16 protein-coding genes are annotated in these 15,129 nt (G+C 50.8%); 7 read left to right on the top strand and 9 right to left on the bottom strand.

Annotated elements, in window-relative coordinates:
- Positions 1 to 90: 90 nt before the first annotated feature.
- Positions 91 to 729 carry a hypothetical protein gene (locus ACR64Q_RS07400; protein WP_026604415.1) on the top strand — a complete coding sequence of 213 codons (639 nt, stop codon included), beginning with the start codon at positions 91 to 93 and terminating at the stop codon, positions 727 to 729.
- Between the two features lie 178 nt (positions 730 to 907).
- Here ACR64Q_RS07400 and ACR64Q_RS07395 read toward each other — a convergent pair whose 3' ends face one another.
- From ACR64Q_RS07395 to tusD, 7 genes are all read right to left on the bottom strand, one after another.
- Complete coding sequence (locus ACR64Q_RS07395) at positions 908 to 1,420, bottom strand: hypothetical protein (RefSeq protein WP_020482104.1); 513 nt, start codon at positions 1,418 to 1,420, stop codon at positions 908 to 910.
- A 391-nt stretch (positions 1,421 to 1,811) separates the two neighbouring features.
- Positions 1,812 to 2,342 (bottom strand): hypothetical protein, encoded by a 531-nt coding sequence (locus tag ACR64Q_RS07390; protein ID WP_313734118.1) that lies wholly within the window; start codon positions 2,340 to 2,342, stop codon positions 1,812 to 1,814.
- A gap of 221 nt (positions 2,343 to 2,563) precedes the next feature.
- A complete protein-coding gene (locus ACR64Q_RS07385; protein ID WP_313734116.1) occupies positions 2,564 to 3,304 on the bottom strand; it encodes a type III pantothenate kinase in 741 nt (246 codons plus the stop codon).
- Entirely contained in the window at positions 3,301 to 4,290 is a 990-nt protein-coding gene (gene birA / locus ACR64Q_RS07380; protein WP_313734115.1) for a bifunctional biotin--[acetyl-CoA-carboxylase] ligase/biotin operon repressor BirA, read from the bottom strand. The genes ACR64Q_RS07385 and birA overlap by 4 nt, the downstream gene beginning before the upstream one ends.
- A gap of 41 nt (positions 4,291 to 4,331) precedes the next feature.
- Complete coding sequence (locus ACR64Q_RS07375; RefSeq protein ID WP_313734114.1) at positions 4,332 to 4,916, bottom strand: PilZ domain-containing protein; 585 nt, start codon at positions 4,914 to 4,916, stop codon at positions 4,332 to 4,334.
- A gap of 90 nt (positions 4,917 to 5,006) precedes the next feature.
- Complete coding sequence (tusC, locus tag ACR64Q_RS07370) at positions 5,007 to 5,363, bottom strand: sulfurtransferase complex subunit TusC (protein WP_313734113.1); 357 nt, start codon at positions 5,361 to 5,363, stop codon at positions 5,007 to 5,009.
- A gap of 7 nt (positions 5,364 to 5,370) precedes the next feature.
- Positions 5,371 to 5,760 carry a sulfurtransferase complex subunit TusD gene (tusD, locus tag ACR64Q_RS07365; protein ID WP_313734112.1) on the bottom strand — a complete coding sequence of 130 codons (390 nt, stop codon included), beginning with the start codon at positions 5,758 to 5,760 and terminating at the stop codon, positions 5,371 to 5,373.
- A 127-nt stretch (positions 5,761 to 5,887) separates the two neighbouring features.
- Between tusD and ACR64Q_RS07360 the strand changes: the two genes are divergently transcribed.
- From ACR64Q_RS07360 to ACR64Q_RS07335, 6 genes are all read left to right on the top strand, one after another.
- Complete coding sequence (locus tag ACR64Q_RS07360) at positions 5,888 to 7,339, top strand: M48 family metalloprotease (RefSeq protein ID WP_313734111.1); 1,452 nt, start codon at positions 5,888 to 5,890, stop codon at positions 7,337 to 7,339.
- Positions 7,340 to 7,814: 475 nt separating this feature from the next.
- Positions 7,815 to 8,054, top strand: coding sequence for a DNA-directed RNA polymerase subunit omega (gene rpoZ / locus ACR64Q_RS07355; RefSeq protein ID WP_020482113.1), 240 nt, complete (start codon positions 7,815 to 7,817; stop codon positions 8,052 to 8,054).
- Positions 8,055 to 8,059: 5 nt separating this feature from the next.
- Positions 8,060 to 10,243 carry a RelA/SpoT family protein gene (locus ACR64Q_RS07350; protein WP_020482114.1) on the top strand — a complete coding sequence of 728 codons (2,184 nt, stop codon included), beginning with the start codon at positions 8,060 to 8,062 and terminating at the stop codon, positions 10,241 to 10,243.
- A gap of 1 nt (position 10,244) precedes the next feature.
- Complete coding sequence (locus ACR64Q_RS07345; RefSeq protein ID WP_313734109.1) at positions 10,245 to 10,640, top strand: RidA family protein; 396 nt, start codon at positions 10,245 to 10,247, stop codon at positions 10,638 to 10,640.
- 42 nt (positions 10,641 to 10,682) lie between these two features.
- Positions 10,683 to 12,770, top strand: coding sequence for an ATP-dependent DNA helicase RecG (gene recG, locus ACR64Q_RS07340; RefSeq protein WP_313734108.1), 2,088 nt, complete (start codon positions 10,683 to 10,685; stop codon positions 12,768 to 12,770).
- Between the two features lie 3 nt (positions 12,771 to 12,773).
- Positions 12,774 to 13,382: a chorismate--pyruvate lyase family protein gene (locus tag ACR64Q_RS07335; RefSeq protein ID WP_313734107.1), complete on the top strand. Its 609-nt coding sequence runs from the start codon at positions 12,774 to 12,776 to the stop codon at positions 13,380 to 13,382.
- Here the strand turns inward: ACR64Q_RS07335 and ACR64Q_RS07330 are convergent.
- Positions 13,366 to 14,037 (bottom strand): TFIIB-type zinc ribbon-containing protein, encoded by a 672-nt coding sequence (locus tag ACR64Q_RS07330; protein WP_313734106.1) that lies wholly within the window; start codon positions 14,035 to 14,037, stop codon positions 13,366 to 13,368. The genes ACR64Q_RS07335 and ACR64Q_RS07330 overlap by 17 nt on opposite strands.
- Position 14,038: 1 nt before the next feature.
- Positions 14,039 to 15,049 carry an SPFH domain-containing protein gene (locus ACR64Q_RS07325; RefSeq protein ID WP_313734105.1) on the bottom strand — a complete coding sequence of 337 codons (1,011 nt, stop codon included), beginning with the start codon at positions 15,047 to 15,049 and terminating at the stop codon, positions 14,039 to 14,041.
- Between the last annotated feature and the right edge of the window lie 80 nt (positions 15,050 to 15,129).

Genomic DNA, 15,129 nt, shown 5'->3' with positions numbered 1-15,129 from the left:
AAAGACCGACTTAGCAAAACCCACTCGCCCGGCAACTGCTACGCCCGCCGGGCCGGAGTGGTCTCCTATTCAATATGAACCAAAACAACGATGAATAAGCAGCTCAAAAAATTAGTTAGAAACAGCCTGACCGCACTTATCCCGTTATGTGCAGCCAGCAACGCTCACGCCGCAATACTTACTTTTAGCCTCGATTACAGCGGCTTAGCATTCGGAAACGCCGCCACAGCGCAAGGCCTTATCAGCTTGGATGACCAATTCATTCCCAATCCAGGCTCGACTTTTCTTGATTTCAGCAACAATGATGTGATCAAGGCTTTCACATTGACCGTTTCCAACGCCACGGGAGGCCTAGGAAACGGCACATTTCAGATGATGGATTTCGATTTTGCCACCTGGGATAGCGCAGGCGAAACACTGGACTTTAGCCAACAATTGATGGGCCAGTGGACGCAAGGTGGCGGTTGGGGAACAAGCGCCAGATGGGACGGCGGCGCGGGTGAGTTTAACCTTTACGCCAAAGCCGGCTCCTCGGCACCAACCAGCTCCGGTTACTTTACCTTGGCGGCGAACAACGATTTTCTAAATGGCGATTTGTTGAGATTAGTGTCGTTCAAGCCCGTGTCCGGCTCTGTTCAGCCAGTTCCGCTGCCTGCACCAATTTGGTTATTCGGTAGCGCTGTCGGCGTGTTCTTGAGCAGAAAAGCAGTGAAGAAAGACCGTTGTTGATTTGCCTGTTAAACGTCGCTCCCGGGAAGGCGGGAGCCAATCGGCTACAATGATGCGCCAGGCAATTTAAAAGCTCCCGCCATCGCGAGAATTTAGAGGTATAAACTTGGAGATTTTCAACAGACATAAAAAAACCGGATGGAGCACGACTCCATCCGGTTTAAAAAGCCCAAAAATTTTAAGCTTGAACGGCCGTTTTACGACGACCGGTATACAGGAAGCCCATCAAAGCGCTTGTCATAAACCATACCGATGCGGGGAGAGGTACGCTAGTGACAGGATTTTGATTAGCAGCGGCTTTCAGATCGAATCCAAACAGAAAGCTCAAGTTGCTGGTGACCACGCCTGGTTTTACAAAGGTCAACAAGAACGTATTAGGAGCACCCAATTCATAGTTACCGACTTCGCTAACCCAACCGCTTGCTGTCCACAGACCCAATTTAAACGGGCTAGCAGAGGCAAATGTGCCTACACCGTTAAAAGTGTAAACAGGTGCATCAATAGCCAGATCAGCGGTAGCAGAAAAGATACCGAAGGTGTCACTTGAAGTAAATGGGAATGAACTGGAACCGAAGGAGATAAAATTGCTATCGCCGTCAGTAGATTCCCAAATGATGCCTGCCGAACTTACAGTCGAAACTGCAAATAGGCAAACAGCAAGCCAAAGTTTTAAAGATAAAAGCGTTTTCATGGATATTCCCCATTTAAATTAACGTTAACAATTGGTCATCCTTTTGACCACCTTACTCCGTAGTTGAAATTGTTCCTCAATGCCAACTAAGAAGGGGGGTGGATATATACAAACACCCACCCAAACAGGTTAATGCAAATATAATGCCATAATTAAAAACATTTTTTTTCAATAAGTTATATCCACAACAATCGCAAAGTGTAAATATTACCGACACGTTACGAGTGATTTTTGCCTTTTGCGTAAAAAAGTCACCAAATCGGTGCGTTACGCGTCTGGAACTGAGACAAGGTAATTTTTCGGACATAAAAAGTCGGATGAAGCTAAATTTGTTTCATCCGGCGCAACGACCGTCAAAGCATCTGTAGCAAATGCGGTCAGCGTCGGGCGCTTATTTCAACGCATTTCCACAGTCTAAATCGGCCACACGCGTGTAGCCCACGTTCTTGAAAATTGCGCCATGGCCCCCGACGAAGCGAATAAACAATTCATCCCGGAGTTTATTGCGCTGCCTTATTTCCGCTTTTACGCCTTGCTCGGCCAATTGATTTTTAAATAGCGTTGCGCGCTGCCGATCATTGAACACGCCGAGCGATATTGCCCCTTTGATATCACCGTCGGTTACCGGCCAGATATCGTTAAATCCTTTGGCCTTTAACATCATTTTATTGATACGGATTTGCTCGGCATCTTTTCCAGCAGGGTAATAAACCTGGAAGTCCGACGCCACAATGGTCGACTTGTTTACCGCTTTGAACGCAGTTAAACGCTCGGTATTGGCCCATCGCCGCAACGCTTCCTGATCGCTGAACGGCCCAGCCTCGTAGCAATGATGGATCTCGGCTTTCTGCCTTTCGGAAACAGTTGGCTTAGGCGTATGAGGGCTTGTTTTGAGGATCAAAGCAGCTTGGGGCGGATTCAAGCGCTGCAAAATATCCTTCGCTTGCTTAGCTTGTATTTCAGCGGCGGCGTTGTCCAGATAAGCAGAAATTTGTGCTCCACGCCTAGCCGATTGTCTTTCGCTGACCGTTAGCAAGGCCGGAATGTGGCTGACTGGCTCGAGCGATGGCGTCAGCGCACCAAAATGTAGCTTCCAGAAAAAAAACAAGACATTCAGCAGACATAACAAAAAAAACAGCGCTTTCATGAGACGTTTTCATTTCGGCAATAATTGAGCAAGCCTTTAAAGACCAAATCGCCGTCTACAATGCTTGGAACGGCCAGGTGTCGAGCTAAGGTCTCCCCATCGCCGCCGCTCAATACCAACTGATACGCTTTGGGCTGACGCGCCAAGGCAGCCTCTACCAAGCCAGTCGCAGCTAACAAAGTACCGTTATTGATAGCTGCAGACGTGAAAACCGCCAAACTTGTATCTGCCTGATCTTCGCTAAACGGTAGCGCGGCGGTATTGTCTGCCAAGGATTTTTTCATCAGCAACAACCCCGGACTAATTAAACCACCCAGATGCCTGCCATCGCTCTCGACGAAATCTATTGTGATAGCGGTGCCACAATCGACGACACACGTATCCCCGGGATAATAACGATTTGCCGCCTGCAATCCCAACCAGCGGTCCACACCCAACTTCTCCGGCTGAGCATATGCATTTTTGACGTTAAAAGCGGTTTGCGAAGACTGCGGAATGATTACTTCAAGACCTGGCCATATTGACCGCGCCATTTCGACCAGCAACAAGATCAAAGAATTTTCCGATACCGACGCAATAGCGATTTGCTTGGGTGCTGGGATATTCAGCCAATATTCACGCAAGCCTTCAGAGAAATCCGGCTGCCGATAATCCATGAACTGAGTCGGCTGAAGCCGACCGGCCTCAGCCTGGGTCCATTTCAGCCGGGAGTTGCCAATATCGACCAGTAAAATCATAATCGCCGGAAACTGACTTCGCCGGACGCAAACACGCGGGTTTGGCCGTCCGCGAGTTCCAGCAACAACAGGCCTTGATCATCAATGCCCGCCACCACGCCGCTAAAGCTCTGCTCGTGCATAAAAATATCGACCTGTTTGCCCTGCATGGCATCGTAGCCACGCCATTCGTCGAGATAATGCCCCAGCGCACGGGTCTCGTACTCTGCCAGCACGGGTAACAACTGATTTAATAACTCGCCCACCAACCGATTGCGTTTACCATGAAACGACTCGGCCAAAATGGCGTGCAAATCGACCCAATCCTGCTCGATAGCTTGTCCTTCATGGGCCGGCAAATACACATTTAAACCCAAACCTATCACCGCGTGGCAAGGTCCGCTGGTTTCTCCCGAGACTTCTATTAAAATCCCCGCCAATTTACGTTGTCGCCAATAAATATCGTTCGGCCATTTCAACCCCACATCAACAATCCCGAAACCTCGCAACGCGCGGATTACCGCTACCCCGACCGCCAGACTCAACCCGTTGATCGCAGCCGGCCCACCCTGGAAGCGCCACAAAATCGATAAGTAAATATTGTGACCAAACGGCGAAACCCAATACCTACCGCGCCGCCCTTTCCCGGCGGTTTGCCGTTCGGCCAGACAGACTGAGCCGATGCCAGCGCCCATCCGCGCCTTTTCCAATAAATGAGTGTTGGTAGAGTGAATCTGATCGTGAATTTCCAGCTCACCCAACAATGATTTTGCATTTCCATCCAAGTGCTGATCGATCTGCTGCTCATCTAACAACTGTAAAGGGTGTTGCAAGCGGTAACCTTTACCCGAAACCGCTAGTAACTCGATACCGAATTCGGACAACGCACTTAAGTGTTTCCATACAGCCGAACGACTAGCGCCCAGCAAGCCCGCCAATTCGGTCCCGGAGTGGAATTGACCATCCGCCAGGACGTGTAACAACTGTTTGAGTTTAGGAGAGATCAATCGCCAACCTGCCGAACGCTCTGTAAAACTGCACTACGCAGCTAAAACTCGTTTTTATCACGCAATTGTTGCAGTTGTTTCTTGACGACATGCTTGATCAAAAGTTCTCTATCGTCTTCAGTGAGATTGACGTACTCGACGCAAATGGAAAACGGCCGCTCCGGGCTTTCTCCTGAAATATCCTTACACTGTACGACGCTCGCGTAGGCCACGATCACCGCCATACACGAAGTCAACAGCATCCGCAGTTCCAGTAGCTCGCCAACCTCTATGGGTGTTTCATTACTAAAAGCCAAGCCAGTCGCGCTGAGACTTACTTCGCGGGTATCGTGTTCGGAAAACTCTTCGCTCTGCGCGCTAATGGCTTGCGCGATCAGGTTGATTTTGGTGTCGATGATCTTCAGATATTCGAACATTTCCGGATCGCGTCGTTCCAGGCGCGGCGACAACATTCGTGCTTCCTGCGCCAAAACGTCCAACGCGGATGTCAATGAACAATTTCCCAATACATCATTGGAGACATGACTCAAGGCATCGACATGTTTTTTGTCGATGACTTTATGCAGCAGATTTATCGTGTCGTTGACTCGAAAATAACGCCTTTTTTCTTCAATTTCATCCGCCATGGTGTGCTCGTCCTCGATCTACTTAAGTGGGGTAATATTACGAATAAAGAATTTTAGCTTAAGCGGCTTTAACTGTTTAATTCCGCAGCGTCAATCGGAAATAGTAAGGTCGTAACTACGCATCAAGCCGCTAACTTCTGCGCGCGGCAGACGGACGGCAGGCAAGATCAAATCCATGGATGTTAGTCCGGCCAGCTGCAAAGATTCTTCTTCTACGTACAAATCGTTAACGTCGTAAATTTGCAAGGCCTGGAAAATTGCCGAGGTATCCTTTAAATCTAATCCAGCAGGTTGCTGCTGATTTTTCAATTGCCAAACGGCATCGTCGACAAATAGTAATGCGACGTGCTGATCAAAGGCCGCGGCCGTCAAAATTGCGTCCAGAGTTTCTTGCAGATGACCACCGCTGTAAGGCAAGCGGCGCATGATGAATAAATAGCGTTTCATTGCACAGTTAACAGAAGACAATACTGCGGTCAGCCAACAATGTGGCTTCCAGCCATTGCCCTAAACCGGCTATCCGAAACCCTGGCGCCGTGTCGTCATCCTGCTTACCCTGCCGCGCTGCCTCATCAAGACACAATAAACCCCGGCGCTGTGCCGCCGAGATGCATACCACTAAATCCACGCCATATTGCTCAGCTAAAGCCGACCAATGTCGAGTAATCGAGAATTCGTCCTCCGGAGGCTGAGCATACCGAAAAGCATGATAGACACCTTCTTTGTAAAAAAATACTCGCAGAATTTGGTGCTCGGCCGCCAACGCCGCCTGAATAAACCGGTAGGCATTCAGGCCGGCATTGCTGGCGTAAGGACTGGCATTAACTTGTACGGCATATTTCATCGCGCTGTAAAATAATCGTTAAACTCAATATTCGGCGTATTTTAATACGAGCACACTCAAGCTGCCCGTTTTTGCCGCACATTGTTTTGCCATTGAACCAAATTTACTGCTTCCAGTCCGAGCTTCCATGACAATTAAGCCTCTTATTTTCAGCCTTGGCCTGATCCTGTTCTGTTCGTCGCCGCGCGCCTTGGACATCGAAAAAATCCAACTGCCGGACATGGGCGATTCGGCAGGGGCCATCATTTCACCCGCTCAGGAAAAGGAATTCGGCGAAGCATTTTTTCGTAATTTGCATCAACAAGCCGAGATTAATCAGGATGTGGAAATTCAGCAATATATCCAAAGCATAGGTCGGCAATTAGCATCGCATAGCGACACGCCGTCCAATCCCTTCCACTTTTTTGTCGTGATGGACCCCAATATCAACGCGTTTGCCGGCCCGGGCGGATACATCGGCGTCAATTCCGGCTTGATTCTGTTGACCGAAGCAGAAAGCGAACTGGCGTCGGTAATGGCTCACGAGATTGCCCACGTTACTCAACGCCACTTATACAGGTCGATTGAAAAAGCCAGTAAATTGTCGATCCCGACCGTCGCCGCCACGTTAGCGGCGATTTTAATCGGCACCCAGTCACCCAATATGGGTCAAGCGGCTTTAATGGCAATCCAAGCCGGCAATATTCAATTTCAAATCGACTTTACCCGCGACCACGAAAAAGAAGCCGACCGGGTGGGCATGCAAACCCTGGCAGGCGCCAATTACGACCCGCGCAGCATGCCGACTTTTTTCGAACGCTTGCAGCAATCCACCCGTTATTACGGCAAAGGCGTACCTGAATTTTTAAGAACGCATCCGGTATCCGAGAACCGCGTCGCCGACACCCGCGGCAGAGCTGAAATCTATCCGTACCGACAATATCCGGACTCATTAGCGTATTTGTTGACCAAAGCCAAGCTTGCCGTACTATCTGCGCAGGACAAACGCACTCCGCTACAGCATTTCACTACGCTCGAAATGCAAGGCACGCCGGAGCAAAGAGCAGTTGCCCGCTACGGCATGGGTTTGGTGTATTTGGAAAATCAACAATACGCCGCCGCCAGCGAAATTTTTCAAAAACTCACCGAGCAATATCCACGGCAACCGCAATATATATCGGCGCTGGCCCGCACGGCCATGGATGCACACGACTACGAAAAAGCCGGCAAATTATTTGAAAAAGCGATTAATACCTTCCCCAGCAACGACGCGCTGAAAATCCAATATACCCGCAGCCTGGTCAAGAACGCTCAACCGCAACGCGCAAAACAAGTGTTACAAAGCTTGTCGGACAGCGAGAAAGACCAGCCGTATTATTACGAACTGCTCGCGCAGATTTTCGCAGACCTCAAACAGCCTGGGGAATCGCATCGCTACATGGCCGAATACTATTACGCCAGCGGCGAAACCGAAGCGGCAATCATGCAAATCAGATTGGCAAAACAACAGAACGATCTCAGTTTTCAACTACAGGCCATCCTCAACGAACGGCTAAATTTCTTTCTCAGCGAGGAAGAATCGCGCCGAGCGGAGCGCTAATTTTCAACATTAGAAAAACCTGATGCTAGCTAAGTTTCTGTTTAAGAAAATTAATTTCGTGGCGAAACCATTTCCCGAAATAAAACTGTTTTTTTTGTTGGACACCCGGTTTTTTTTAAAATACACTTCGCCCACCTTGAATACGGAGTGCGTTCAACCTTAACAGGTTGTATCTTTGAGGGGGGAGGGAAACAGCCAGTAAAATGGCTGATAATAATAACTATAAAATAGTAATTGCTTGACTAAACTGCCCTAAGGCAGGCGTCCAACACTATAACAATAATAATTACAACAAACAGGACGGGCCCGCGTATAGCGGGCTTTTTATTGCCTGTCGTTTTACACTCCCCACCTAGCCGCTTGCAGCCTCGATTGGCCTAAGTGCGTCATTTATCTTATAATTCAACCTTGTCCGCTCGATACTGTTACAGTCTACCGGGCAAAGCTCCCCCGCAAACTCAGATAAGGTTTAATCATGGCACGCGTTACCGTTGAAGATTGTTTGGAAAATGTTGAAAACCGTTTCAAATTGGTGTTACTCGCCAGCAAAAGAGCACGGCAGTTGGAAAAAGGCGCCGATGAATTCATTCCGCGCGGCAAAGACAAAGACACTGTCCTGGCACTTCGTGAAATTGCCGCTGGCTTTGTTAACGAAGAAAATATCGATCGTTTGCATCGCGCGGGATACGTTTCGGAAACCCACCTGGAAATCTAACGCCCATGCCCGAGATAGCTGTCAAACCCGCACCAGCGCTACCTGCTATCGAGCATCCTGAAGAAAAACTTCTTCACCAGCTCTGCGAGATCCTGCGCAGCTATCTCGACCAAGAACAAATCAACGATGTGATCCGCGCCTACCATTTCGGCGCGGCCGCTCATTCCGGGCAATTCCGCAGAAGCGGCGAAGCCTACATCTGCCATCCGGTCTCTGTTGCTATTACACTAGCCAGCATGCACATGGATCACCATGGCATCATGGCGGCCATTCTGCACGATGTCATCGAAGACACCCCTATCAGCAAGGAACAACTGGGGGAACAGTTTGGCGTCGAAGTTGCCGAACTGGTTGATGGCGTGACCAAACTCTCCAAAATCGACAGCCGCTCCCGTGCCGAAGCGCAAGCGGAAAACGTCAGAAAAATGTTTCTGGCCATGGCGCAAGACCTACGAGTAATCGTGGTTAAACTCGCCGACCGTTTGCACAATATGCAAACCATGGGCAATATGCCGGTCGATAAAAAACGCCGCATTGCCAAGGAAACCCTGGAAATTTACGCTCCCATCGCCAATCGGCTGGGCATGAACGACGTGCGGCATCAGTTGGAATCGTTGGGCTTTAAAGCGCTCTATCCCAACCGCTATACGGCTATCAATAATGCCGTGAAAAAATCGCGCGGTAACCGCAAGGAAATCATCGACACCATCCAGAATGCCATCCAAAATCGTCTAAACGAATCCAACTTGGACGGCGCAGTAGCGGGCCGAGAAAAAAACATCGCCAGCATTTATCAAAAAATGCTCAGTAAACGGATTTCCTTTACCGACGTTTTTGATGTCTACGCTTTCCGCATTTATTGCCATCAGGTAGACGACTGTTACCGGGCTTTAGGTTGCGTGCACAATTTATATAAACCCGTTCCCGGCCGCTTCAAGGACTACATAGCCTTGCCCAAAGCCAACGGTTATCAATCGCTGCACACGATATTGATAGGTCCCTACGGCGTGCCTATCGAAATTCAGATTCGCACCCACGAAATGCACCGTCTCTCGGAATCTGGGATTGCCGCGCATTGGCTATACAAATCCGACAACGATAAAAGTGAAACCATCCAGGCCCGCGCCAACGAGTGGCTGCGCGATTTGCTGGAGATTCAAAAATCCGCTGGTGATTCGCTGGAATTCATCGATAACCTAAAAGTCGATCTGTTCCCGCAAGAAGTTTTCGTGTTTACCCCCAAAGGCAAAATCATCAAGCTGCCGCGCGGCGCGACTATTGTCGATTTTGCTTATCTGGTACATACCGATGTCGGCAACGCCTGTATTTCCGCGCGCATCGACAAGAAACTGGTGCCGCTGCAAACCAAGCTGGAAAACGGTATGACGGTGGAAGTCATTACCGCCACTTGGGCCAGACCGAATCCCCTTTGGCTGAACTACGTCACCACCGCCAAGGCCCGCAGCTGCATCCGCGCCTACCTGAAAAACTTCAACCAGCAGGAAGCGATCAATCTGGGCCGCCGCCTGCTGGAAAAAGAATTGCAAAGTCTGGGCATTCAACTGGAAAATGTCGATAACACCCGTATCATCCAGGTATTGCAGGTATTGAAAAAACACTCGATGAACGAGTTGCTGGAAGACATCGGCCTGGGTAATCGCATGCCCTTCCTGGTGGCCAAACGCATCAGCCAAACCGACGTTAACGCGGCCGTCAAACTCGACGACAACGAATCCACACACAAAACCCCTTTAATCATCAAAGGCACCGAAGGCATCGTCGTGAGCCTAGCCAAATGCTGCCGGCCGATTCCCGGCGACTCGATTATCGGCTTCTTCAACCCCGGTAAGGGCATCGTCGTCCATCATCACGAATGCCGCAACAGCAACGAAGTCAGAAAAAAACAGACTACCTGGCTGGATGTGGAATGGAGCCCGGAAGCCAGCGGCGAATTCCCCGCCGAAATTCGCATCGAATTGTTAAACCAACGCGGTTCGCTGGCCACCATCGCCTCGACCATCTCCAGCATGGATTCCAATATCGAAAATATTACCGTGGTCAGCCAGGATGATCGGGTCTCGGTGGATTTGCTGACCTTAGCCGTGAAGGATCGCGTGCATCTGGCCAATATCATCCGCAAGCTGAAAAAACTCTCCATCGTTTTAAAAATTACCCGCATCAAGGCATAGCATGAACAAGGAAATCATCTCGACGCCATTGGCCCCGCAAGCCATCGGCACCTATTCGCAAGCCGTCAAAGTCGGCGAGACGGTTTATTTATCGGGGCAAATCCCGCTTGATCCGGAGACCATGCAAGTCGTCGACGGCGACATCGCCTTGCATATCCGCCGGGTATTCGACAATCTGAAAGCTGTAGCCGAAGCTGCCGGTGGCGATTTCAACGACATCGTCAAACTGAATGTGTTTCTGACCGATTTAAGCAATTTTCCTATCGTCAACGAAATCATGGCCGAATACTTCAGCCAACCCTACCCCGCTCGCGCCGCGATTGGCGTTGCGGCATTACCCAAAGGCGTCGGCGTGGAAATGGACGGCGTGATGGTATTGCGCAACGAATACTACTGATAAAGCCAACGGGGCGCTTTAACTGGCCTCATTTGTGTATTCATGAATCATCCGGAACCGCATAAACAGCCTGTCACCACGCTGACAGGCATCGGTTCCCAATCCGCCGACCGCCTGGAAAAACTGGGTATTTATACGCTCCAAGACCTATTGTTCCACCTGCCCTTGCGTTACCAGGACCGCAGCCGTATCGTCCCCATCGCTCAATTGTTGCCGGGCATGACCACGTTGGTCTGCGGTACGGTCGAATTTACCGACAGCATCCAGCGTGGCCGGCCCAGCGTGATTTGCCGCATTGCCGACGACAGCGGCAATTTGTCGATCCGGTTTTTTCACTTCACCGTCCAACAAAGCCAACAACTTAAACCCGGCACCCTGCTCGGCTGTTTCGGTGAAATCCGTTACGGTTACAACGGCCTAGAAATGGTGCATCCGGAATACAAAATCGTTTCTGCTGCCGAGCAACTCCTGGAAACCACGTTGACACCGGTTTACCCGCTGACCGAAGGTATTTCCCAATCCGCATTGCGTAAAGCCATCAAACAGGCATTAGCACTATGTTTGGCAAGCGACAACGCGATCACGGACTGGCTACCGGCCAATTTGTTGGCCGAGTATGGCTACCCTACGCTGAACGATGCCCTGCAAACTCTACACAATCCGCCACCGCAATTATCGGCGGAGATCATCAGCGGCGGCTCCCTGCCCGCCTTAAAACGCCTGGTTTTTGAGGAATTTTTAGCCCACCATCTGGCGCTACTGCAAGGCAAATTGGCTTATAAGAGCTGGCAGTCGCCGGTTTTTGAAATAAACCAGGCTGCCAAACAGGCATTTCTGCAAGGCCTGCCGTTTCAACTGACCGCAGCACAGCAGCGCGTGACCGCCGAAATCGAAAGCGATTGCCGCCAAGCACAACCCATGCTGCGTCTCGTACAAGGCGATGTGGGTTCCGGCAAGACCGTGGTAGCCGCTCTGGCCAGTTTGCTGGCATTGAACTCGGGTTATCAAGTCGCGATCATGGCGCCAACGGAATTATTGGCCGAACAACACTTTCGTAACTTCAGCCTATGGTTCGCCGAGACCGGCTATCAAGTGCTGTTTCTGACCGGCCAATTAAAAGGCAAATCCCGGCAAGCCACTTTGGAAGCGCTAACCGACGGTTCGGCGAACATCGTGATTGGCACACATGCGCTATTTCAAGACAGCGTGCATTTTCATAAACTGGGTTTGATCGTCATCGACGAACAACACCGCTTCGGCGTCCATCAACGTTTGGCCCTGCGCGAAAAAGGCCAACATGGCGGCTTAAGACCCCACCAGTTGATCATGACCGCCACGCCCATTCCGCGCACCCTGGCGATGCTGCAATATTCCGACCTGGACATTTCCATCATCGACGAGCTGCCGCCCGGCCGTAAACCCATCGCCACCAGCGTGATTTCCTCGGCACGCCGGGAAGAAGTCATCGGCCGCATCGAACATTGGGTCGCGCAGCAACGTCAGGCGTACTGGGTCTGCACCTTGATCGAAGAATCGGAAGTTCTGCAATGCGAAGCTGCCGAGAAAACCGCGGCCTATCTGTGCCAAGCTTTGTCGAATGTGCGTGTCGGACTGGTGCACGGCCGGATGAAAGCCGCTGAAAAAGATGCGGTAATGCAGGCCTTTAAAAATCGCGATTGCGATTTATTGGTCGCCACCACCGTGATTGAAGTCGGCGTGGACGTACCCAACGCCGGCTTGATGATCATCGAAAATCCGGAGCGTTTGGGCTTGTCGCAGTTGCACCAGTTACGCGGCCGAGTCGGCCGCGGCAATCAGGACAGCTACTGCCTGTTGCTGTATCAATCACCGCTCTCACAAGCCGGCAAGCAACGCCTGGCTATCCTGAAAGAAAGCAACGACGGCTTCGTCATCGCCGAAAAAGATCTGGAGCTGCGCGGTCCCGGCGAGGTGATGGGTACCCGCCAAACCGGGCAGATTCAGTTCAAAATCGCCGATTTAAGCCGCGACAGCGACTTGCTGGAACTTATCCCCGCCGCCGCGCAATTGATCCATCGCCAACACCCCAACGCCATTCAACCGCTGATCCATCGCTGGATCGGCCATAGCCGCCATTACGCCGAGGTTTAGCGCTTGCCCGACAAAAGTTTTTTATTCAGCCGCCCGCCCGTTTGGAAAAGCCACGAACAGAGCAGTCAACGGCAATTACCGGACGACCTGCAATCCTGGCTCTATGAAACCGGCTCACTGACCAAACGTCTGCGCGGCATACACGGCAAGCGTTTCGGCGTAAAAGTGTTATTTCACCGCTGGAAGCCGGCTTTCATAGACGAATGCCGGCTGTTGGGCTTGCCGCCCTGCCGCTACCAATTGATCCGCGAAGTGCTGTTGCACGCCGATGGCGAGCCCTTGGTGCTGGCCCGCACCATTCTGCCGGAACCCACCATAGAAATCGCCCACCGCAATCTGTCCCACCTCGGCACGCGGCCCTTGGGTGAAGTGATTTTCGCTTATCCGGATTTGGAACGCCGCCAGCGGCAATTTAGTCGGGCCGACAGCGGCATTTGGTCGCTAGGTTTGCAAGCAGCGGTTGGTGTTGATGAGGCTATTTGGGGACGTCGAACAGTTTATGCGATTCATAGGCAACCGCTACTGGTGGCGGAGTTTTTTTTACCTGCGGTATTGGCACCGGCAGTTAAACAGCCGCCAAAAATCGATAAGCCGTTTATTCAAAAATCTTGAATATCACTTCGGCTACCGACGCCACTAAATCGCCATCCACGCTTTGTTCGCCGTAATTTTGTTGCGGCCTGGAATAGTCTTTCCGAAAAGCTTTTTTGAATTGCTCGGCACTGGCTTTTTCTTGTTTGACAGCGATTTTTTGCCGATTCAAAATCTGGCCGCCGGCTTTTTTCCACTCCAACAGGTGGCTGATTTGCCCGCCGTCCAGCCAGATGCCATGGCTTCTGCATTGGTCGATAATCACACCGCTGCGATAGCCGTAGATCACCCGATTCATTAACACCTGGCACACCGGGCATTTCAGATATTTTACCGTAGCATTTTTCGGATACCGGTCTTGGTTGATGTTGCTCAGCAGTTCTAAATTAACGGTAACAACCGGCGCTACCGCGCTATCCAGCAAGGTTTCAATTTCACCGGGATCGAAAAATAAGCCATAGCAGTTGGCGCACCGCTCAATATGCAAGGCACCAGCGGCATCCAGACTGATAGTTTGCAGGCTTTGTGCGCATTCCGGGCACACGCGCTCGCTGGTGGAATCGATGACTTGATAGTCGTGCTTGCCTTGCAAGTCAATATCGTTGCGGACCCCGCAATAACTGCAATATTGCGTGTTAGCGGGTAAAGGCGCGGAACAACTGGTGCAATTGGCCATGCTAAAACTTGGCCAATATTTGTTGTTTCTTGGCGGCGTATTCGGCCTCGGTTATCAGCTGCGCTTCGAATAGCTGCTTCAATTCGGTAAGCTTGGCGACGGTTTGATTACTATCGGTAGCAGCCTGATTAGTCGTCGCGCCCAGCGATTGAGCCATGCTTTGCCCCAAGCCGATGCCGGCCCCCATCCCCATGCCAAGCCCGGCGCCGCCGCCCTCATTGCGGGCAGCTTCGCGCAAGGCATCCAGCTGTTGCACCTTGGCGTAATCCAGACCCACCGCTTGCGCGGCTTGCGCTTCAGCGGTCAGATCGGCAATCCGATTGATGCGGCGCAAGGTATCTTCATCGAAATCGGTACCTTCGATGCGAAAATCGCTAATGCTAAAACCCAGCTTACGGAACACGATAGCCAGCTTAATGGCTATGCCACGGGCGATTTCGTCACGGTTGGCGTCGATGTCTGCAAAGCTATGCTGACATTCCGCCAGATAATCGGAAATCGGGTTGATGATTCGCGCGGAAAGAATGTTGCGGAAATCGTCTATGCGCATTTGGTTGTGACTGCCGACGATGTTGACGAAGAAATCGTTGGCATCGGCTATTTGGTAGCTGTAGTTGCCGTAGGCTTTTAACGCGACCGGGAAATGATATTTCGGGTCCTGATATTTGATTGGCGAGGTAGTGCCCCACTTCTGATCGAGAATCTTGGTTTTACGGAAGAAATAAATCCCCACCTTATGTTCACTCTCGAAAAACTGCATGAATTTCTTGATCGTGGTCCAGAACGGCACGTTATCAGTCTCTAGGTTGATCATGCACTGTTCTTCGATAATTGCCTTAACCTGGCCCTGATACACAAAAATACAGCCCTGTCCCGGACCGACGATCAATTTGGAGGCATTTTTGATTTCGTCGCCGTTTTCAGTCCATTGCGCCAACAACAGATCGGGGTCGGGATTTTCCCACTCGATAACCGAACGCAGTTGCCGTTTGATACCGTCTATGAATGCCATTACTACCCTCGCAGGACTGGAGAAGAATCGATTAATTGCGTAACATCGTAGTTTAATTATGGCAAAAAACTGGAGTTGCG

The organism is Methylomonas sp. 2F7 (genome assembly GCF_057126975.1).
This window is presented reverse-complemented; position numbering and strand designations above follow the sequence as displayed.

Excerpts from the sequence above, each read along its gene's own strand:
- ACR64Q_RS07400 (WP_026604415.1), top strand. The coding sequence starts at position 91 with ATGAATAAGCAGCTCAAAAAATTAGTTAGAAACAGCCTGACCGCACTT.
- ACR64Q_RS07395 (WP_020482104.1), bottom strand. The coding sequence starts at position 1,420 with ATGAAAACGCTTTTATCTTTAAAACTTTGGCTTGCTGTTTGCCTATTT.
- ACR64Q_RS07385 (WP_313734116.1), bottom strand. The coding sequence starts at position 3,304 with ATGATTTTACTGGTCGATATTGGCAACTCCCGGCTGAAATGGACCCAG.
- ACR64Q_RS07375 (WP_313734114.1), bottom strand. The coding sequence starts at position 4,916 with ATGGCGGATGAAATTGAAGAAAAAAGGCGTTATTTTCGAGTCAACGAC.
- tusC (WP_313734113.1), bottom strand. The coding sequence starts at position 5,363 with ATGAAACGCTATTTATTCATCATGCGCCGCTTGCCTTACAGCGGTGGT.
- tusD (WP_313734112.1), bottom strand. The coding sequence starts at position 5,760 with ATGAAATATGCCGTACAAGTTAATGCCAGTCCTTACGCCAGCAATGCC.
- ACR64Q_RS07360 (WP_313734111.1), top strand. The coding sequence starts at position 5,888 with ATGACAATTAAGCCTCTTATTTTCAGCCTTGGCCTGATCCTGTTCTGT.
- rpoZ (WP_020482113.1), top strand. The coding sequence starts at position 7,815 with ATGGCACGCGTTACCGTTGAAGATTGTTTGGAAAATGTTGAAAACCGT.
- ACR64Q_RS07350 (WP_020482114.1), top strand. The coding sequence starts at position 8,060 with ATGCCCGAGATAGCTGTCAAACCCGCACCAGCGCTACCTGCTATCGAG.
- ACR64Q_RS07345 (WP_313734109.1), top strand. The coding sequence starts at position 10,245 with ATGAACAAGGAAATCATCTCGACGCCATTGGCCCCGCAAGCCATCGGC.
- recG (WP_313734108.1), top strand. The coding sequence starts at position 10,683 with ATGAATCATCCGGAACCGCATAAACAGCCTGTCACCACGCTGACAGGC.
- ACR64Q_RS07330 (WP_313734106.1), bottom strand. The coding sequence starts at position 14,037 with ATGGCCAATTGCACCAGTTGTTCCGCGCCTTTACCCGCTAACACGCAA.
- ACR64Q_RS07325 (WP_313734105.1), bottom strand. The coding sequence starts at position 15,049 with ATGGCATTCATAGACGGTATCAAACGGCAACTGCGTTCGGTTATCGAG.